The organism is Anaerobiospirillum sp. NML120449 (assembly GCF_023051105.1).
Classification (GTDB): Bacteria; Pseudomonadota; Gammaproteobacteria; order Enterobacterales; family Succinivibrionaceae; genus Anaerobiospirillum.
The window spans coordinates 1-21,584 of sequence record NZ_JALKIL010000026.1 but is presented as its reverse complement, the minus strand read 5'-3'; the positions used below and the strand labels follow the sequence as shown (position 1 = coordinate 21,584).

Sequence of the window (21,584 nt, the reverse complement as noted above, 5' to 3'; positions counted from 1 at the left end):
AAGGCTGCAGCCGTGCTGCTGCCCGGACCAGGCTTTGCGTGGTCCAGGGCGGCAGGGCGGCCGGTGGCCATGATTTCTTTTTCGTCTGCATGACGGTCAGGTTCCTGATTTAAGCCTGGCCTGAATGCGGGCACAGTGGTGAAGGCCTGTCTTTTTGAGCAGGGCCTTTGATGATCAACCCTTAGTGCCAGGGTCAGGAATTTATTCCTGGCCTTCCTGGCTCCCGGACTGGTGTGGACCTGTAACTGCTGTCAGGTTAAATGCAGGCCGGGGCAGCATCTTTGTTTTTCAGATGCTGCCTTGTCTGTTTTTAAAGCAGGGACAGGGGCCATGCCCTCCGGGGGCAATGACAGAGGAGATGAAATGGCCGAGTCGTCCGATGGACAGGAGAAGACCGAAGAGCCGACTGGCAAACGAATACAGGACGCGAGAAAGAAAGGTCAGCTGCCGCGTTCGCGTGAAGCCGGTACGTTCTTCGTGCTGCTCTCCGGTGTAGCTTCAATCTGGGTCATGTCGCCTTTCCTGGGTGAGGGCATGGTCCAGCTCATGAGGCACTCCTTCACCCTTACCAAAGATCAGGCTTTTGATCTTTATGAAATGGGCCGTATTTTCTATCAGAACATTTTCCTCATTGCCGTACCCATCCTGGCAATCTGCGGAACCATGCTGGTAGCAGCCTTTATCGGCAATACCATGATTGGCGGTATGAACTTCTCAACTGAAGCTATCATGCCAAAGCCTGACAAGCTCAATCCTATCAACGGTTTCAAGCGCATCTTCAGCATGAACTCCGTGATGGAGCTGCTCAAGAGTATTGCCAAAGTCGCGTGTATCGGTTCGATTTGCTACGTGCTGATCTCAGGGCGAATCAACGAAATTCTGCGACTGTCATACATTGACGTTTTTGCGGCGGTAAGTGACGCCTTCTCAATTCTCTTCTGGTTCATGCTCATCATCGTGTGTGCCATGGTACCAATCATTCTTATCGACGTTCCTTTCCAGATCTGGCAGTACCGTCAACAGCTGCGTATGACCAAGCAGGAACTCAAGGATGAAATGAAGGAGACTGAAGGTAATCCTCAGCTCAAGAGCCGTATGAGGCGTATGCAGTACGAAATGGCTGCCCGCCGTATGATGTCCAAGGTTCCTGCCGCTGACGTGGTAGTTACCAACCCTACCCACTATGCCGTGGCTCTGTCCTATGACCCTGATGGTGAACTGGCTCCGCTGGTTGTGGCCAAGGGCGTGGATGAAGTGGCCGAAAAGATCAAGGAAATTGCCCGCGAATACAAGATTCCGGTGCTGCAGCTGCCGCCTCTGGCCCGTTCGCTGTACTACACCACCGATCTTGACCGTGAAATTCCCCGTGGTCTGTTCCAGGCTGTGGCTCAGGTTCTGGCATGGGTACTTGGTACCAAGGCCTACCGTGAGGGTAAGGCACCTGTTCCTCCAAAGGATCTGGACAAGGAGCTGCCAATCCCGGACGAGCTCAAGTTCTGACACTTACTGTCTTTACTGTTACTGTTAAACGAGGGTCTTCTGGCCGTAGCCGGAAGGCCCTCTGTTTTTTTGGGAGTGTGACTGCCAGGTACATTGAGCTGCAGCGGCCGGCCAGGCGGCCCATGGTCGCTGCCTGGTCAACTGCTATGTCCGCAGCCCGCTTCCTGCAGTGACCAGGGGCGCTGCAGGCAGGTCGTGTGGGGGCATGGTTTAACTGACAGAGGGAGGTTGGAGGTCAGTTGGATGGAGATGGAGCGCGTGGATTGTTAGTTGTGGCTAACTTTTTTGCTTATGTTGGGATACAGGAGTTCTGATGTCATAATCATGGTGGCCATGATGTGATCCATGATGCGATTTTGCACCAAAACAACGATTAATTTGCTATTGCTCAGGGCAGGATCTCTTCTTTTGATTTTCGGTTATGGTACAATCGCGAAGTCATCAAAATGGCTTAGATAAAGCTATATTAATACGACAGGTATTGTTTCTATACATGTCTCAAAAATATATCTTTGGTTTATAACGCTGTTTCTCAATGGAACTGTAAGCTCCATGGAGCAGGTCATTTTGTACTGATGGCAGAGCACCGGTCAGGCAGCCCTGGGCTGTCAGATACTATGCACGATGTCCTCGCCGTAGTATGCAGAATTATGCTGAAAGCTGCCGTCTCCGGGCCTTTTAAAAGAGGCTGGTGTACGGCGGCTTTGTCGTACATAAATTTTCTGCATGATGCAAAAATCCGGCATGTTCCAGCACCTGATCTGGAGCGTGCCGGGCAGGGGCATTTACCCCTTGCTGAAAACTTCAGCACCCGGGGGCGCCACTTAACCTGTCCTTTACGGACTGAGGGGAAAATACTGGACATGGCACCTGCAGGATTTTTCTGTGCAGGGGGGGCGTTGTTGCTGACGTGAGCGCGTCTTAATCAGCATGCGCATCCTTTCCCCTCAGTGGTGCCCGGATTAATGAGCAGCCAAAGGAAGCCGGCTTTGTTGAGCTTCCTGTCAGGACAGGGCATTGCCTGAGCAGGCAATGCCCGGCCGGAGCGCCTGCGGCAGCCATGGCTTTTGCTGTGGTGCCGGGGCGTACCGGCAGATCCTCTGACCCAATATCAATTTCATAAGGAAGGACAGACAGGCCGTAATTTTTTGCAACTCTGTTTTGTTTTGCAAGGCCGCTGTCACAGGACAGACATCTGGGGTAAATCCCTCATATTTTCCCTCCTTATGTTCTGCAGCCGGTGATGCCGTCACCTCTGATGGTCTGATAAGGACCATGTCAGCTGTGAGGCCCCGGCATGGCACCAGTTTCAGCTCATGTAATCCCCATCATATGGCAGTTTCAGGCAATGGCCTGATATAAGGCTGCAAACCTGTTTGCAGATCTGTTATCTGCCGTAATGACAGCCGTCATACCCGTACATCTGTATAAAGCACCTCTATGTCCGTCTGTTCAGGACCATCGGTCCGAGGCCAGACTGCGGCGCGACTGCATGCGGCGCGACTGCTGCAGGCACAGGCAGCCGCAGGCGACGCAGCCACGGTCACGCAGCAGCTCTGCTGCAGCGTGGTTGTGGGGATGAGGTGGGTGAGTCGGGCAACACTGCCAGTGCAGATGGCCTGAATGGGGGCTTAGTGCTCAGCAATAAGAAATTCACAGGCTCTAAATAATCTTCTGGAGGATTAAATGGCCACCAAGACTAACAAGAAACCAGCTCCAGCAGCATCTGCTGCTCCTGCAACTGCCGAGGCTGATTTATTCAAGCCTTCTGTTGAACAGTTCAAGGAATCAATCGTAAACCATTTAAGAAGAACCATTGGTACTTCCGAGCAGAAGGCCTCTCCACTGGCATGGTGGCAGGCTGTGGTGTACAGCGTAAACGAGCTGGTATTTGAGCGTTTAACTCAGACCCAGTCCACCCATGCCTCTAACGACACCCGTGCAGTTAACTATCTGTCTGCCGAGTTCTTAATGGGCCGTTTAACTGTCAACAACCTGTGCAACCTCGAGGTTTATGACGTATGTAAGTCAGCCCTCAAGGAGCTGGGCAAGGACATCAACGAGCTGTGCGATGAAGAACCTGACATGGCTCTGGGTAACGGCGGTCTGGGCCGTCTGGCTGCCTGCTACATCGACTCTCTGGCCACTCTCAAGTATCCTTCCGTCGGTTATGGCCTGCACTATGAAAACGGTCTGTTCCGTCAGGAAATCCGTGGTGGCCGTCAGGTAGAGCGTCCAGATTCATGGCGTGAGTACGGCTGTCCATGGGAAGTATGCCGTCCAGAGTCCTCTCAGGACATTCCTGTAGGTGGTTATGTTGAAGATCAGGTAGCTCCTGATGGCACCATCCACAAGGTATGGCACCCTGCTCACATCATCAAGGGTGTACCTTGGGATATCCCTGTAGTAGGTTTCCGTGGTTCTTCCGTAACAGTATTACGTCTGTGGGAATCCCGTGCTACTGAGCAGTTCAACTGGGACGTGTTCAATGCCGGCGGTTACGTTGACGCTCAGGAAGAAAAGGCTGCAGCCGAGACCATCTCCAAGGTTCTGTACCCTAACGATTCCACCGAAGCCGGCAAGATGCTGCGTCTTACCCAGCAGTACTTCTTCTGCGCCTGCTCCCTGAAGGACATTCTGCGCCGTTACAATCGTGCTCACCACCACGATTACACTGCCTTTGCCTCCAAGATCGCCATTCAGCTCAACGACACTCACCCAGCCATTGCTGTTGCTGAGTTAATGCGTCTGCTGCTTGACGAGGAAGGTCTGGCATGGGACAGCGCATGGAAGATCGTAACCGACGTATTTGCCTACACCAACCACACTCTGCTGCCTGAGGCTCTTGAGAAGTGGCCTGTATACCTCTTTGAGCGTCTGTTACCACGTCACCTCGAGATTATCTACGAGATCAATGCCCGCTTCCTGGATGGCGAAGTTGCTGCCAAGTGGCCTGACAACAACGACATGCGTGCCCGCCTGTCCATCATTGAGGAAGGCCCATGCCGCATGGTTCGCATGGCTCACCTCTGTGTTATCGCCTCCCGTCGCGTTAACGGCGTAGCTGAGATTCACTCCAAGCTGGTTCGTGAGCAGCTCTTCCCTGAGTTTGCCGCTATCTGGCCTGATCGTTTCTGCAACGTTACCAACGGTGTTACCCCACGTCGCTGGCTGCTGGCCTGTAACCCTGGCCTTGCCAGGCTGTACGATGAGGTTTCCGGCAAGGACTGGCCTTTACACCTGGATTCCTGCGCACTCATGCGTCCATACGCTGACAAGCCAGACTTCCAGAAGCGCTTCATGGACGTCAAGCACGAGAACAAGGTTGCTCTTGCTGCCGAGATCAAGAAGCTGTGCGGCGTAGACGTTGATCCATCCGCTATCTTCGACGTTCAGGTCAAGCGTCTGCACGAGTACAAGCGTCAGCACCTCAACCTGCTGTACATCATCAGCCTGTACCGTGAGCTCATCAAGAATCCTGATATGAACATCGTTCCTCAGGTATTCATCTTTGGCGCCAAGGCTGCTCCTGCCTACTCCCTGGCCAAGGACATCATTTACGCCATCAACAAGGTCGGTGACCGTATCAACAACGATCACCGTATCCGCAACCAGCTCAAGGTGGTCTTCATCCCTAACTACCGCGTAAGCCTTGCTGAGAAGATCATTCCAGCTGCTGATATTTCCGAGCAGATTTCTACTGCCGGTTATGAGGCTTCCGGTACTTCCAACATGAAGTTCGCCATGAACGGTGCTCTGACTCTTGGTACCATGGACGGCGCCAACATCGAAATCGTTGCCGAGGCCGGTGAGGAGAACAACTTCATCTTCGGTCTGTCCGTACAGGAAGTTCAGGATCTCAAGGACCGTGGCTACAACCCATGGGACATCTACAACGCCAACGAGACCCTCAAGGACGCCCTTGATCTGCTCGACACTGACTACTTCACCCCAGGTCAGCCAGGCGCTCTGTCCGCCATCAAGCGTTCTCTGCTCGACCACGGCGATCCATTCCTCGTACTGGCCGACTTTTCTTCCTACTACGCCGCTCACAAGCGCGTCGAAGAGATGTACAAGGACAAGCAGCGCTGGGCTCGTGCCGCCATTATCAACTCTGCTTCCATGGGCAAGTTCTCCTCCGATCGCTCCATCGAGGACTATGTACACAACATCTGGTCCTTAAAGAGCTACGATGTAAGCGAAAATGACTAATTAATGCGCTTACCTCTTCAGGCAAAGGATCGGGTAATAACCTGATCTGTGCCGTCAGTCCGTCCCGCTTTGGGGCGGCCTGACCAGAGCAAAAAAGGCCAGCATCTGAATGTGGATGCCGGCCTTTTTTACGCCTGCGCTTTTTGGCGCAGTTCTCCTGCGAGTTCTTTGCCCGGTCCGCTGCTGCTCTAAGTGGCCCGGGCAGAGGGCTTGCGCTCATGGCTGTGCCCGCCCGGCTGCGCCCAGCTGTGCAAAGGGGCGCAAGGCTGCGCCCAGGCTGTGCCCAGGCTGCGCGGGCTTGCTCCTGCAGGGGCGGCCTGGCCGGGCAAGGGCTGGCAAGGTCAGGCCAGGGGTGGTATCAGCCCACAGCGCTCTGCAGGCTGATGACAGATTGTGGCAAATGAGATTTAGCAGCTAATTAACCGCTCAAATAAGGGTAATTCGGGCAAATTCTTGTATAATTTACACTTTTTGAACCGGCGCCCCTGGCGCCTGGCAAAGCCCTTTGCGGGCCTGTATCAGTGATGCCATGTCAGTCATGGTCAAAGAGGTGTTATGTCGGATAATCTCGTCAACTTAATGGATCTCGATCCGGATGGTTTAAAGGAATTTCTTGTAGCTCAGGGAGAAAAGCCTTTCCGTGCTACCCAGCTGTTAAAGTGGATTTACCAGTGGGGCGTAGTTGACTTCGAGCAGATGACCAACATCAAAAAGGATACCCGTGCCATGCTCTCAAGGGTAGCCTGCATCAAAGCCCCTGAGATTGTTACTGAACAGCGCTCCTCTGATGGCACCATCAAGTGGGCCATGGACGTGGGCGACGGTCAGCTGGTCGAAACAGTGCTCATTCCCGAGCCTGATCGCAATACCCTGTGTATCTCCACTCAGGTAGGCTGCCCGGTCAAGTGTTCTTTCTGCCGCACTGGCAAGTCCGGTTTCAACCGTAATCTCAAGGTTCACGAGATTATAGGTCAGGTATGGCGAGCCGCCTCCCGTGTGGGCTTTTCTGAAAACCAGGAGCACAAGCCTATTTCCAACATTGTCATGATGGGTATGGGTGAGCCTCTGCTCAATGTGCAGAATGTTCTGTCCACCTGCAAACTGCTGCTGTCGGACAACGCATTTGCACTGTCCAAAAGACGCGTTACTATTTCCACATCAGGCATCGTTCCGGCCCTGAACAAGATTGCCGGCAAAATCGACGTTGCTCTGGCTCTGTCACTGCATGCACCAAACGATGAGCTGCGTGACATTCTGGTTCCGGTCAACCAGAAATTCCCGCTGGACAGTCTGCTTGATGCTGTCCGCAACTATATTGACAACTCCAATGCCAATTGCGGACGTGTTACTATCGAATATGTTCTGCTTGATCATGTCAATGACAGCACTGATCAGGCTCATGAGCTGGCTGCTCTGCTGCGCGATCTGCCATGCAAGATCAACCTCATTCCTTTCAATCCTCACGAAGAGTCTGAGTACAGACGCCCAAGCAACAGCCGCATCGACCGTTTCTACAAGGTACTGGTAGAGCAGTATGGCTTTACCGTGGTTACCCGTACCACCCGTGGTGATGATATTGCCGCCGCCTGTGGTCAGCTTGCAGGTCAGGTACGCGATCGCAAGCTGCGCGAGAAGACTGATCATGTCCAGGAGCTGGCAGGTCAGGAAATCCGCTCCATAGTAAAGCCTGTTTAACCCGCAGCATGTCCGCAGCGGACAGCCCGGGACAGCTCCCGGTGGGCTGTCCAGTGGGCTGTTCCGGGCCGGGCTCAGGGCAATCTGTACTAATTAAGTTTTTTGCTGGTAATACCATGTCTGATTCAAACACTAACAAGTCTGAAACTGCAGATCAGGTCACCGACGAGACCCTGGTCTCCTCTGATCAGAGCGTTAAAGAGCTCGATGAGGCCGCTGCTGCGTCCGCATCTGAAGCTGAAGCTGACGCTGATGCCGCAGAAGCCAGTGACAGCGCAGAAAAAGATAATGACATGGATGGCAGTGCCCCGGATCCTGATGATCAGGAAGATGACGATGAGGAGCCGGTTGAGGATCCTTACAGAAAGGATAAAGAAAATATCCTTGCTGAGAATCCTGACAATCTCAAGACCGTAGGCGAACTGCTCAAATACCACCGCTTACGCATGGGCATGAGCATTCCTGAAATGGCCACCGCCATTCTGGCCCGTCCCCGCACTGTAAGCGATATTGAGACCAATGCTCTTAACGAGCGCGTCTATATCGACTTTATCTCACCTTTCCTCGAGCGCTACTGCCGCGTGGCCGGTGTTGATCCTGATTATGTAATGCAGCTCTATCTGTCGAGCATTTCTGAAAATGTAGCCATCGACAAGGAGCCTGCTGCCAGTGCCCCGGACAAGACCATGAACCGCAACTGGCTGCTCATAGTCCTGATCATTATCGTGGCTGCAGGCGGCTACTTTATTTTCAGCGGCGACAAGTCCGACAGCTCAGGGGCAACCAATGCCCCGTCAGGCGATCCTGTACGCATTGAGCTCAATGCCGATGGCAGCGAGGCTTCTCCACCTCCAGTGGTTATTGAAGATCCTGCCAATGCCGATGCTGTTGACCTCAAGGTAGTTGATGAAAACACAGCCCGTGCTGCAGCTCAGGCCCACGCCCTGGCCCGTGAGCAGGGCCCGGGAGGCATTGCAGAAATCTCTGAGGGCAAGGCCCCTGAGTCCCTGACTCTGCCAGGTGACGACTACACTGTAACTGGCTATGTCCCGGCCATTGCCATCAAGCCTGGCGCTGATAAGGCGTCTGAGGAAACGCAAAATGGCACCCTTAACCCTCCTGTGAAAGAAACTGGCAAGGATGCTAATGATCAGGGCGCCAGGGGCCAGGACAGCAAGGCTGGCGCAAAGACCGATGACAAGGCTGAAAAGCCTGGCAAGGATGCAAAAGCCGAAGCTGCCAAAGCTGAGCCAAAGGTGGAGCTCAAGGGCAGTCCAACCGATATCTCGGGCAAGGTCAAGGTGGTCAACCGCAAGGATCTGGCATCGCTTAACAGCGCCGAGATTGCCATTGTGCGCAAGGTGGCCCTCAAGCTGACCGACAAGCAGAACAAGGTGCTTGCCTCCGGTGTTTATGAGCCGGGCAAGAAAATTAAGGTCACCGGTATTCCGCCGCTGAAGATTCAGCTTAGCGATACCAGGGCTGTAAAAATTTATTATGATGGCGGTGAAGTTGATATGCCTGAGGCCAAACAGGTTATATTAAAGCTGCCAATGCCTTGATAAGCTCTGTCCGCCAGCAGGCCCATGAGTAAGCCCGGCTGCCCGACCCTTAGATCTCATGGGCCAGCCACTCTGGCCGCCTCGACCTTCAGGTCTCAGCGGCCCCTTAGTCGCGGACAAAGCCATCAGACACGGCCCCTGCATTTTGCGGGGGCTTTTTGTACCCGCAGGCCAGGCCTGGCCATGGGCCTTGCCCATGGTCAAGGGCCCGGGCTGCCGTACGGGTACAGTCACTTAAGATCTGTTAGAAAATGAGGAATGTCCATGGAATGGCAGGCTCCCAAGATTGAGCGTAGAAAGTCACGTCAGATTAAGGTTGGTTCAGTTTTAGTCGGCGGTGATGCTCCAATTTCAGTTCAGAGTATGACCTGCACCGAAACTCTCGATGTTCAGGCCACCGTTGCCCAGATTCAGCAGCTTGCTGATGTGGGTGCCGACATCGTTCGTGTCTCCGTACCTTCTATGGACGCTGCCGCCGCCTTTAAGGAAATTGTTTCCAGGGTTGATGTGCCAATTGTTTCTGACATTCACTTTGACTACCGCATTGCCATTGAGTGCGCCAAAAACGGCGCCGCTGCCCTGCGCATCAATCCGGGCAATATCGGTTCGCGTGAAAAGGTCGAGGCTGTCTGCCAGGCTGCCCGTGACCACGGCCTGCCTATTCGTGTAGGTGTAAATGCCGGTTCCCTTGACAAGGATCTGCTCGACCGCTACGGCTCTCCAACCCCTGAGGCCATGGTTGAGGCCGCCCTGCGCTCTGCTGATATTCTCGAAAGCCACAACTTTGTTGACTATGCCTTCTCCGTAAAGGCCTCAGAGCTCAATCTGTGCGTAGCCGCCTACGAGCTTCTGGCCTCAAAGACCGATGCCCCTCTGCACCTTGGCATTACCGAGGCTGGCGGTCTGACCGGTGGTACCGTACTGTCCTCCATTGGTCTTGGTCTGCTGCTGAGCAAGGGTATTGGTGACACTCTGCGAGTTTCTCTGGCTGCTGATCCTGTTGAGGAAGTAAAGGTAGGCTGGGCTATCTTAAAGAGTATGCATCTGCGCACCCGTGGTATTGACGTGGTTGCCTGCCCGACCTGCTCCCGTCGCGGCCTTGATGTGGTCGGTACAGTAAAGGCTCTGGAAGAGCGCCTGTCTGACATCAGAAAGCCACTCAAGGTTGCCATCATGGGCTGCATTGTTAACGGTCCTGGTGAAGCTCTGCGTGCTGACGTGGCTATCTGCGGCGGCAAAAACGGCAAGAGCATGATCTATGAGCATGGCGAGCTCATGGGCCGTATCGATAACGAGGAAATCCTCGATCGAATGGAAAGCCGCGTGCGCGCCCTGGCCTCCTCATAATCAGGCCAGCCTGGCCGACCGCCGAAAGGGCGGCAGGGCAGCAGGCGCGCGGCAGGGGCTGCTGGCACCATACGGCGGCTGCAGGCCGCCGTATGGGCCGCCGACCGCATTTGCCCGGGTTCCCAGGCCTGGGCTGCAAAAAAGGCTGTATGCTTTCACAACCAGGAGGCAACAGCCTTATTTTTTTGTAGCCTGCTGCAAATAATGTATTATGGTCATTTTCATATTCCCTGAGGATTGCCCTGTGGGGAGTAAATGTGTCTTTTTGCTGTCATGGCGACAGTAAAAAGCTTAGATTGCCTTTCGGGCTTTTCCCTGTACCTGTGCCCACCACCGACAGCATATGCACAGTGCCCGGCTGTACGGCGCTGCGCCGCCTGCGCGCAGCATGCGTGCAGCATCGCTGCACTGAACAGCCGTGGGGCTGTATGACTGTCAGCAGGAAAAGCCGGCGCTGCCGTGAGCCTGGCCATTTGTTTTATGGCTGAGCTTAAGCTGGGCCTGGTCCGGGATGGACCCTGGCCGGCAGCATCAGGTGGGACCGATCACTAAAGGATTATTGACTCATGGCTCAGTCTATTCAGGCTATTCGTGGTATGAACGATTTGCTGCCGGAAGATACCTCCGTATGGCAGCAGGTGGAAAAGGTTTTACGTCAGACCGTGGCCTCTTACGGCTACAGTGAAATGCGTATGCCTATTGTTGAGCAGACCAGCCTGTTCTGCCGTGCTATCGGTGAAGTTACCGATGTGGTGGAAAAGGAGATGTACACCTTTGAAGACCGCTCAGGTGACAGCCTGTCCTTACGTCCTGAGGGTACAGCCGGCTGCGTGCGTGCCTCCCTTGAGCACTCCCTGATTTACAATCAGGAACAGCGTGTCTGGTATATGGGCCCGATGTTCCGTCACGAGCGTCCTCAGAAGGGTCGCTACCGTCAGTTCCATCAGCTGGGTGTTGAGGTCTTTGGCCTTAACGGTCCTGATATCGATGCTGAAATCATCGCCCTGACCCACGATCTGTGGCAGCGTCTGGGCATAAGCGAGCATCTGACCCTTGAGCTCAATACTCTGGGCAACAGTGAGGAGCGCCGTGTCTACAAGGAAAATCTGGTAGCTTTCCTTGAAAAGCACTTTGATGATCTTGATGAGGACTCAAAGCGTCGTACTCACACCAATCCATTACGTGTTCTGGACAGCAAGGACGAGAAGGTAAAGGAAATCCTCAAGGATGCTCCAGCCCTGTATGACTTCCTTGGTGAGGACAGCCGCAGCCACTTTGAAAAGCTGCAGGCCATGCTGACCTCACTGGGCATTAAGTTTGTTATCAACCCACGTCTGGTGCGCGGTCTTGATTACTACAATCTTACCGTCTTTGAATGGACTACTACCGCTCTGGGCGCTCAGGGTACTGTCTGTGGCGGTGGCCGCTATGACGGTCTGGTTGAGCAGCTGGGTGGCAAGGCCACTCCTGCAGTAGGCTTTGGTCTGGGCCTTGAGCGTCTGATGCTTCTGCTGACCACCCTGGAAAAGGTCAGACCTTTAAGCCAGGTAGCCGTCTACGTCTGCGGCATGGGCGACAATGTCGAATCTCACCAGCTGACCCTGTGCTCCCAGCTGCGCGCTGCCCTGCCTGAGGTCGGTATCATGAACCACTGCGGCGGCGGCAACTTCAAGCGCCTGCTCAAGCGTGCTGACAAGGTCCAGGCAAAGGTAACCCTGATCCTTGGTGACGAGGAAATCAGGAACAACACCGTAACCGTCAAGGACATGGCCTCTGCCACCCAGGAAACTGTCTCCCGTGATGAGGCGGTGGCTGTAGTAAAGCGTATTCTTAACGTCTAAAGGACATGGCCGCTGCCACCCGGGAAACTGTCTCCCGTGATGAGGCAGTGGCTGTAGTAAAGCGTATTCTTAACGTCTAAAAGACGTGACCTGCCGCCACACAGGCCCCTGGCACCTGGCGCAGGCCTGCAGCAGCCGGCCGGCAGCCCCGGCCGGCAGCCCCAGGATGCCTGAGCAAGGGGATGGCGGCAGTGCAGTATTTTTCACGGCTCACCTGGCCTGATATATGGCGCCGGGGCCGGTTTTTAGCTATTATCAGCTGTTTATTATTTCGTTTCAGCTGCGATTTTTAGAGGAAAAAGATGGATATCTTAACTGATGAGCATGAAAGAGAAGAGGCGGTGCGCAAATGGTGGCATGAGCACTGGAAGCCAATTGCTCTTGGTGTTGCCATCGCTCTGGCCGGTCTGGTAGGCGTTCGTCAGTACCAGGCATGGCAGCTGTCTGAAAACCAGCAGACCGCCTATGAGGTCTACCAGCATCAGATCAAGCTCGGCACCAGCGGTGCTGCTGCCCTTGCAGATGCCCAGAAATTCATCGATCAGAACAAGAATGTATACGGCTCTCTGCTGGCCCTTGAAATGGCCAATGTTCAGATCCGTGCTGCCCGCTATGACGAGGCCCAGAAGCTCGTTTCCTTCGCTGCTGCCAATGGCGGCGATCTGCTGGCTCCTCAGTGCAATCTGGTAACTGCCCGTCTGCAGGCCCAGCAGGGCCGTTATGAGGACGCTCTGGCCACTCTGTCAGCCTTAAAGAGCGATGCCTACAAGATTGAAGTTGCCGAGACCCGTGGTGACGTGCTCCTTGCAAAGGGTGACCGTCAGGGCGCTCACGATGCCTACCTTGAGGCCATCAAGGCCACCGAGGCTGCCAAACTGCAGATCAGTTCTGTTCTGCAGCTCAAGTTCGACAGCGTCATCAAGCACGGTGACACTCCAGCTTACAAGCTCATGAACCAGCAGGCTGCTGCCATGAGCGCCACCCCTGACAACGTCAGCGGCAAGTAAGCAGACTGCCCGCAAGCCGCTGGCCTGACAGGCGCTGCTGACCTGACAGGGTCAGTGGCAGCAGGCTCTGTCCACTGCCATGGTGCATAGCATCTGTGCAGGAAACGTCAGCTGACGCAGTCAGCGTACGCTGCCTGCAGATGCATCAGGCTGCGAACCAAATGGCAGATTTGCTGTCTATATATTGCTCAGTCCTGTGTACTCATGATTATCAACTTAAGGGCCAGTGCCCAAAAGTTATCTTTGTGAATTTTTACCTCTGCATAATCAGGTACACAGGTCTTATAACCCCATTGAGTGCCGGTTTTTGGGAAAAATTAAACATGCTGAAGTCTAAATTAGCTCTTGCCTTACCTCTTGCCATGCTGGTCCTCGCCGGCTGCTCAAGCTCCGATACGCGCTATGAGCCAGTTGATGCTCCAGAGGTGAACAATCTCTTTACTGTCAATGAGTTATGGACCAAGTCCACTGGTGGCACTGACGATTTCTACTCCGAGCTGGCTCCTGCCTTTGATGCCACTAATGTCTATACCGCATCCCGTAAGGGCGTAGTAATCTCCAGCTCCCAGGCTGACGGCGCATCCGTATGGGAAGTAGACCTCTCTGATGAGGCCGAAAATAATGACAAGCGCTCTGCACGTCTGTCTGGCGGCGTAGCCATCAGCGGTACATCCATTGCCCTGGGCTCTGAAAATGGCTATGTCTACGTTTTAAATACCTCAAATGGCTCTATCCTGTGGAAGAAGTACATTGAGGCTGAAGTAGTAGCCCGTCCAGCTTTCAACGCCAGCGGCGACAAGCTCTTTGTTCTGGACAGCCGTGGCAATTTCACTGCCTTTGATGCCCGTACCGGCGAACAGCTGTGGGCCACCGGTGATGCCCCTCAGCCATTACGTCTGCGCGCTCAGGCCAATCCTGTAGTGGTTGAAGATGACTATCTGCTGGTAGGCACCTCCTCAGGCAAGGTCAATGTCATTCTCCAGTCCAATGGCGCAACCGTAAACCAGATTAATGTGGGCAATGCCGTGGGCACCAATGCTCTTGAGCGTGTAGCTGACGTAGCAACCAGCCCTCTTATCCTCGGCCGCATGCTCTACAGCGCCGCTTACTCAGGCGGCCTGGTTCAGTATGATCTCTCCACCTTCAGCTATCAGAGCCGTCTTGGCTATCAGACCAGCCGCGATATGGCTTACGACAACCAGTCTCTGGTTCTGACCTCTGATGATGGCAGCGTCTACTGTATCAACGCTGAGGACAATTCCCAGCGCTGGGTAAATACCTCCCTTGGTTACCGTAAGACTACCGCTCCAGTGGTATATGGCAATTACGCCGTAGTAGGTGACTATGAGGGCTATATCTACTTTATGGATATGGCTGACGGCTCCATTGACTATATGAGCCGTGTTGACCGCTCCGGCGTTTATGGCGCCTCTCAGGTCAAGGATGGCAAGCTCTACGTTCTGGCCAATGACGGTACTCTGGCCTGTTACTCCTTTGCTGATGCCCAGCGTGAAAGCGCCGCCCGCAATGTAGAGCAGGTTAACAGCGACATCAAAAAGCGCGCAGCTTTTGGTCTGACCTTAAATCACCCAGGCGTATTTGACGGTGGTATTTATGCCCCGTCAAGCGTCAGCCGCGAGCAGCTTGAGGCCCGCCGTAATGCTATCCGCAAGGCTGTAGCCCAGCAGGAAGCTCATGTTGCAGCCCAGCGTCGTGCCGCCGAGCAGGCAGCCCGTGCCCGCGCTCAGTACGAGGCTCAGCGTAAGGCTTACGAAGAGGAAAGACGTGAGCGTCTGTCAGGCTTTGGCATCGCTCCGGGAGTACGCTCTGAGGTAGAGGAGAGCAAGGGTGCTGCCTCTGAAAGCAGCGACACCCAGTACGTCGAGACTCCAGCTTCCGGTGGTGATGACGGCCGCAAGTCCTCCAACTTCGGTATCTGACAGTAAGGGCCTGCCCCGGCACCAGGTGCGGCCCTGACGGGACCGCATCATGGCGCATCCGCAGTCAGGCGCAGACAGGCCAGACAAGGCAGCTCTCAGTCAGTCATCAGGCAGCCACAGGGCTGCCTCAGGCTCTGGCCAGTCTTTTTCAAAAGGCCCGGGTATCTGCAGAAATGTGATAAAATGCACACTTTCTCGGACCCCGGGCTTTTTTACGCCCAGGTTTTACGCTCCGTGCAGCCATCAAGCCCGGCAGGAGCGCTCGTTCCAGCCCATTGTATTCATGCCGGACCACAACCATGAGTGACACGCAGCGTGCTGTCTCACAGCAGGCAGCCCAGTTCATCTCATGGCAGGAGCACTGCTCATGGCAGGGGCTCCATGTGTGCTCAGACACAGCCGCTTAACAGCGGCATTTCGTCATTCAGCTGTCTGAACTTTATCTGTATCCAACCAGCTTATAACCGGCTTTCAGCCTGCAGTACCATCCGGCCAGGGACAATCAGCCCACATGGCCATCCAGCCTGGGGCCATCCGACCAGGGGCCATCAGCCCACAGGGACATCCTGTCTGGGGCTTTCAGCACCCCATGGTCGTCCAGCCTGGGGCCACATCAGCCCCGGCTGAGCCGTCCAGCCATCAGGCCAGCGCCTGCAGGGCTGTCTGCAGTATTGTGAAAGCTTTCATCAGGGGCACAGGTGCAGTCACTGCACCAGTGAGCGCGGCGCTCATTACCATGGCCCCATCTCCCCCTTCTGAGCTGAGGGGATTTTCCCTTTTCAAACAGACACAGGGCCGCTGTGCGGCCCGTACGCGCAGGGGCTCGTGGCTCCTGCACTTGTTGTGTCGAGCTGCCCGGGACGGGCAGCCTCAGGGACCAGGTTATGACAGGATGCTGATGTAAGTTGCAGAACATCGGACAATAGCGCAGTGTGGCGCGGTTGCTCGCGGTGCAGGGCTGAATTGTTTGCAATATCTTAAGAGACCGCAGTGCCATGGCCCATGTGGCAGCTGCGTGGCCATGCAGCATGCACTTATGCATGCGGGCAGGGCTGCACAGCATGCTGCAGGCGAGGCTGCCAGGCTGCAGATCTGATTTCCGGCAGGGAACAGTGTGAGCGCAGGGCAGGAGCTGGGGCAGGGTGGCCACAGGTCTCAGGGAAAATTTCATGAAGGTAGTAGCCCTGGTAGGTTGCCCTAATGTTGGCAAATCTACTCTTTTTAATCGTCTGACCAAAACCCGTGACGCTCTGGTAGCTGACTTTCCTGGCCTGACCCGTGACCGTAAGTACGGCCGCGCTCTTTTTGATGGCCGTGAGTACATTGTTATCGACACCGGCGGTATTGCCGAGGATGCCGAGCAGCCATCAGATCTGACCAATCGCATGACCTCTCAGGCACTGCTTGCCATTGATGAGTGCGACCTTGTTTTATTCATGGTGGATGCCCGTGCCGGCATCATGCCAGGTGATTATTCTGTAGCCGACTACATCCGCAAGTCAGGCAAGCCATGCGCTATCGTGGCCAACAAGATTGACGGTCTTGATCCTGATATTGCCGGTACTGATTTCTACTCCCTGGGTCTGGGTGAGATTTACCAGACTGCCGTAGTACATGGCCGTGGCGTTAACATCCTGCTTGAGGAAGTTATCGCTCCGGTACTGCGTGAAGAGGGTCCGCTGGACAGCGACATTATTGACGAAGAGGACGAGGACGACAGCCAGTGGGAAAGTGGCTTTGAGTTCCTTGAGAACGTCCCTGTAGACCGCACCGGCGGCGGCTTTGACTGGCATGCCTTCCGTGAGGCTCAGCGTGCCCGCGTTAAGGGTGAGGAGAGCGAAGAGGAGAAGGAAAAGGCCGAGCAGACCACCCGTACTCCTTTTGCTGACCTGCCAATCAAATTTGCTCTGGTAGGCAAGCCAAATGTAGGCAAGTCCACCCTGACCAATCGCATGCTAGGTGAAGAGCGTGTAGTAGTAGCTGACATGCCAGGTACTACCCGCGACTCTATCTACATTCCTCTTGAGCGCGAGGATCAGAAGTACATCGTTATCGATACTGCCGGTGTGCGTAAGCGCCGCAAGGTCAACGAGGCCATTGAGAAGTTCTCCATTGTTAAGACCTTAAAGGCCATTGAGGACTGTAACGTAGCCATTCTGGTTATCGATGCCCGTGAGCACATCACCGATCAGGATCTGTCTTTGCTGGGCTTTATCATTGATTCCGGCCGCTCTCTGGTAGTAGCTGTCAACAAGTGGGACGGTCTTACCCAGGAATACAAGGACGAAATCAAGCGTGAGCTCGACCTGCGTCTGGGCTTTGTGGACTTTGCCCGTGTGCACTTCATCTCAGCTCTGCACGGTACCGGTGTAGGCAATCTTTTTGAGTCTATCAATGAGGCCTATGAGTCTGCTACCCGTCGTAACAGCTCCTCAATGCTCAACCGCATTCTTTCTGCGGCCGTGCAGGAGCACGAGCCACCTGTTTCAGGCGGTCGCCGTATCAAGCTCAAGTATGCCCATGCCGGTGGCTACAATCCTCCACGCATCATTATTCACGGCAACAAGGTTTCCAAGATGCCGGACAGCTACAAGCGCTATCTCATCAACTGCTATCGCAAGTCGCTGAAGATCATGGGTACCCCGGTACTGCTCGAGTTCAAGGAGGGTGAGAACCCATACGCCGATCAGAAGCCGGCTCAGAAGCGCATCACTCAGTCCAAGATCAGAGCTCAGAAGCGTCAGGCTGAGACCGAGCGCCGCTATGCCCGCGCAGCCCAGAAGGCCGAGCGCGCCCAGAACCGCGTCGTTGCCGAAGCAAAACGCACCGGCACTGGCATGGTTCTCAAAAAGCGCCCTAAGGTCTCCAAGGGCAAGTAACATCATGCCAGTAAGTCTCAACATGGCCTGCATCACCACAAAATGCTGCAGCCCCAGCCTGCTCACCAGCCGCCGCTGCAGCTGCCGCTGCACCGGCAGCTTCCGGATATGCATCGCCATGCTGACCTGAATAAAAGGCCGACTTTGTCTGTTAACCCGGACAGAGTCGGCATTTTTCATTGCACCGAAAGATACAGCGCCACCAGGCCCGTCATCCGGCCACGCCACCGGGCCCGCCATCCGGCCACATCACCAGGCCCGCCATCCGGCCACATCATGGCCTGACAGCACAGCCTCTGAGCCTGGCCAATATCAGCTGAGCCTTCCCGGCAGCAAATCAACTCTGTCATCACCTCAGTAAGAGAGAGCGCTCAGGGGCAGCTGCACTGATTGCAACCCTGATCACTGCGGCTTAATTGACAGATTTAAGGGGATGCGTCTTTATTCTGGCACTAACAATGTCATTAAAGTGCGTAAAATATGCACTATGGCTGTATCGTGATTTTGACCGTGGTGTATACTAAATATCTAGAATTATGTAGAAACCCTGTCGTTTTCAGGGATAAACAGCGTGGTTGTACCTTATCTGGCACTTTTCTGGCATAAACACACATTGCAGAAAAATGCTCTGGACCGTCCAGTAAGTAAGGAGCACCCGGCTCAGTATTACGCTGTTAACAGGCACGATAACAGTCTAAAGACTATGCCTGGCCATTGTCTGACAGCGATGGCTGTTGCTGAGTAAATGTTTTTCTTATCAAGCAAGATATTTTGCTGCCATCTTATGTGCAGGGGCCTGGCCCCGGGCATGGCAGTTATGATTTTTCTGACCCGATACCGGACAGTATGGCTGACTGATCAGTTATGAGCAGGACAGCCTGTAAATTTATATTCTGCCCCTTAAGGTTGTGTCCGGTAAAAGAGAGAAGTGCAGTTCTTTTCCGAGCAGATGAGACTGCAATACATGTAGTGCTTATTTTGATGACAGGTACCGACAAGGTATCTGTTGTTTCGGTTACATCGTGGCAGGCTGAAAATGCAGAGGTCTGTCTATAACATACAGCTGTACGGCGCATGTTCCCATACAGGGAGTTAACACCGGCTTATGGTGGTCAGCGGATTTTGTCCACTGATTGTTGAGTGCGGTGGTCGTATGGCTTGCAATGCAGGAAGTTGTTGGAGCTAATTATGGATAGCGAAGTTTCAAAGAATGAGGAAGCACCTGAGGCTGTTGAGCTGAGCCCGGTTGAGGCCAAGCCTAAGCGTAAGCGTCGTACCAGAGCCGAAATTGAGGCTGATCTTGCTGCAGAGGCTGAAGCCAAGCGAATCAAGGCTGAGCAGAAGGCGGCTGAAAAGGCTGCCAAGGAAGCCGCCAAGGCCGCTGAGAAAGCTGCCAAAGCCGCTGAGCGTGCTGCCGCCAAGGCTGCCAAAGCCGCAGAAAAGGAAGCCCAGCAGGCTGCCAAGGCTGCTGCCCGTGCCGGTGATGCAGACAGCGGTGAAGCCGCTCCTGCTCGCAAGACCAGAACCGCTGCTGCCAGGAAGACTGCCGCTGCCAAAGATGAAGCTGCCGCTCCGGAGGCCGGTGCAGCTGCCAACCTTGATCTGATTCTCCAGCTGGCCCAGCAGGCCAAAGACGCAGGCAAGATCGACGATGCCACCCTCCAGGCTACCCTTGCTGCCCTTCAGCAGCAGGCTGCTGCAGCACCTGCACCAGCTGCACCAGCTGCCGATGAGGATGATGCTGATGACAATATCGGCAACCGCGTTGATACCAGCAGCTCTGATGGCGAAATCGATGATGACATCGGTAATCGTGCTGACATCTCTGATGACGGTGACGAGCCTGATGACAGCATTGGCAACAAGCTTTCTGCCGATGAGGCCGCCGCTCAGGCTGCCCAGGATAACGTAGACGACTCAGAGGGGCAGGCCGCTGTACAGGCTGCCGGCACTGAGGGTGCCAGGAGCGAAGAGGCTCAGGATGGCGAAGAGAAGAAGCCATTCAAGGAGCGTCCAAACCTTACCCCTGCAGAGCGTCGTGAGCGCAAGGCCCGTGTTCTTGCTGAGCGAAAGGCCGCTGCTGCCCGTCGTGCCCGTGAAAAGGATGAGCGCGAGCGCTTCCTGAGCTTCCTGGCCCTGGCTTTCCCTAAGGCTATTTTCGTTGACCGTGAGCAGCGTCTGCCTCTTAAGGTAGGTATCGCTCAGGACATCCTTGATCGCCTGAAGAACATGGAAGCCCAGTTCCAGTACTTCGACAAGCAGCGCTACAAGATTCTCCACAACTACTGTCACTCTCTGCCATATCTGCAGAAGATCGCCGATGGTGTACCTCGTGTAGACCTTGATGGCAATCCAGCCGGTGAGATTGAAGAAGAGCACCGCGAGAATGCCAAGGCCGAAATCGAGCGTATCCGTCAGGAGATTGAGGCTGCAACCGCCAAGGCCAAGAAGTCTCACAAGGCCAAGCGCCCAATGAAGCCACGCCGTCCGGGCCCAGGCCAGAACCGCTTTGCTCAGGGCCAGCGTCCAAACTTCAACAAGGGCGACGGTCAGGGCTACAACAACCGCTACAACCAGGGCGGCTACCAGAATGGTGGTTACCAGGGCGGTCAGGGCGGTTATCAGAACCGTCAGGGTGGCTATCAGAACCGCTTTAGCAACAACAATGGCTACCAGGGCGGCGGCTACCAGAACAACTACCAGAACGGTGGCTATCAGAATAACTACCAGAATGGCGGTTATCAGGGCCAGGGTGGTTACCAGGGCGGCCAGGGTGGCTACCAGAATGGTGGCTATCAGGGTGGTCAGGGCGGCTACCAGAACGGCTACAACAGCCAGGGCGGCTATCGCGCCGGTGGCTACCGTACTGGTGGCGGCGGCTATCAGAACCGCTTCCAGCAGACCGGTTACCAGAACCGCTTCCAGAACAATGGCGCACCAGCAGGTGAGCAGGGCGGCAATGGTGAGAGCACCGGACCAAAGGTCATGCGCCGTCGCGTATTCAACGTTAACAAGCGTGAAGAATAGCGGCCCGCAACCAGCCCTTCAGGCCAGATGACGGCCGCGCCCACAGCGCAGCCGTCATCCAGCCCGAAACATTAAAAAACCCCGGAACGACCAGCGTCATCACGACCAGCGTCATTCCGGGGTTTTTACATCTGTCATGGGGCATGTCCAATGCCCGAACAGCAAGAACAGCCCAGAACAGAAGCAAACAGGCACGAAAAAGCCCGATATCCGAAGATATCGGGCTTTTTCAATGGAGCCCAGCTCCGCAAGGTCAGTTAACCAAGCAGGGACAGGCCCAGCTGAGGGCGGGTGTTGGCCTGCATCAGCATGGAGGTAGCAGCCTGCTGAATAATAGACTGCTGGGAAAGGTTTGCAGACTCTTCGGCGAAGTCAGCGTCACGAATACGGCTACGGGCGTCAGCCTGGTTTGCGGAAACGTTTGCCTGATTTCGTATGGAAGACTCAAGCCTGTTTAATGTCAAGCTTGACATTAAACCGTTTGTGTTAATATTTGTAAATGTCAAGTTAAATTTGGCAAAAAATACAATTTCTTACAAGAAATCGCATCTGTATCACAGTTAGCGATTTTTTT

General features: G+C 54.7%; 10 protein-coding genes and 1 pseudogene. 10 read left to right on the top strand and 1 reads right to left on the bottom strand.

Features of this window, described 5'->3' with window-relative positions:
* The first annotated feature begins 363 nt into the window (after nt 1-363).
* From flhB to MXE41_RS08310, 10 genes are all read left to right on the top strand, one after another.
* Nucleotides 364-1,500: a flagellar biosynthesis protein FlhB gene (flhB, locus tag MXE41_RS08355; RefSeq protein ID WP_247100168.1), complete on the top strand. Its 1,137-nt coding sequence runs from the start codon at nt 364-366 to the stop codon at nt 1,498-1,500.
* A gap of 1,686 nt (nt 1,501-3,186) precedes the next feature.
* Nucleotides 3,187-5,712 (top strand): glycogen/starch/alpha-glucan phosphorylase, encoded by a 2,526-nt coding sequence (locus tag MXE41_RS08350; RefSeq protein ID WP_247100167.1) that lies wholly within the window; start codon nt 3,187-3,189, stop codon nt 5,710-5,712.
* Nucleotides 5,713-6,267: 555 nt separating this feature from the next.
* On the top strand, nt 6,268-7,407 hold the full coding sequence (gene rlmN, locus MXE41_RS08345; protein ID WP_246977262.1) for a 23S rRNA (adenine(2503)-C(2))-methyltransferase RlmN: 1,140 nt from the start codon (nt 6,268-6,270) through the stop codon (nt 7,405-7,407).
* A gap of 116 nt (nt 7,408-7,523) precedes the next feature.
* On the top strand, nt 7,524-8,969 hold the full coding sequence (locus tag MXE41_RS08340) for a helix-turn-helix domain-containing protein (protein ID WP_247100166.1): 1,446 nt from the start codon (nt 7,524-7,526) through the stop codon (nt 8,967-8,969).
* Between the two features lie 264 nt (nt 8,970-9,233).
* Complete coding sequence (gene ispG / locus MXE41_RS08335; RefSeq protein WP_246977264.1) at nt 9,234-10,316, top strand: flavodoxin-dependent (E)-4-hydroxy-3-methylbut-2-enyl-diphosphate synthase; 1,083 nt, start codon at nt 9,234-9,236, stop codon at nt 10,314-10,316.
* 566 nt (nt 10,317-10,882) lie between these two features.
* The gene (gene hisS, locus MXE41_RS08330) at nt 10,883-12,157 is read left to right on the top strand and encodes a histidine--tRNA ligase (protein WP_246977265.1); all 1,275 of its coding nucleotides are present in this window, start codon (nt 10,883-10,885) and stop codon (nt 12,155-12,157) included.
* A 302-nt stretch (nt 12,158-12,459) separates the two neighbouring features.
* Complete coding sequence (locus MXE41_RS08325; RefSeq protein WP_246977266.1) at nt 12,460-13,164, top strand: tetratricopeptide repeat protein; 705 nt, start codon at nt 12,460-12,462, stop codon at nt 13,162-13,164.
* Between the two features lie 323 nt (nt 13,165-13,487).
* The gene (bamB, locus tag MXE41_RS08320; protein ID WP_247100165.1) at nt 13,488-15,104 is read left to right on the top strand and encodes an outer membrane protein assembly factor BamB; all 1,617 of its coding nucleotides are present in this window, start codon (nt 13,488-13,490) and stop codon (nt 15,102-15,104) included.
* A 1,169-nt stretch (nt 15,105-16,273) separates the two neighbouring features.
* A complete protein-coding gene (gene der, locus MXE41_RS08315) occupies nt 16,274-17,983 on the top strand; it encodes a ribosome biogenesis GTPase Der (RefSeq protein ID WP_247100164.1) in 1,710 nt (569 codons plus the stop codon).
* Between the two features lie 1,188 nt (nt 17,984-19,171).
* A complete protein-coding gene (locus tag MXE41_RS08310; RefSeq protein WP_247100163.1) occupies nt 19,172-21,010 on the top strand; it encodes a ProQ/FinO family protein in 1,839 nt (612 codons plus the stop codon).
* Between the two features lie 257 nt (nt 21,011-21,267).
* Here MXE41_RS08310 and MXE41_RS08305 read toward each other — a convergent pair.
* Nucleotides 21,268-21,465 (bottom strand): annotated as a pseudogene (locus MXE41_RS08305) (flagellin); the annotation flags it as partial.
* Nucleotides 21,466-21,584 lie beyond the last annotated feature (119 nt).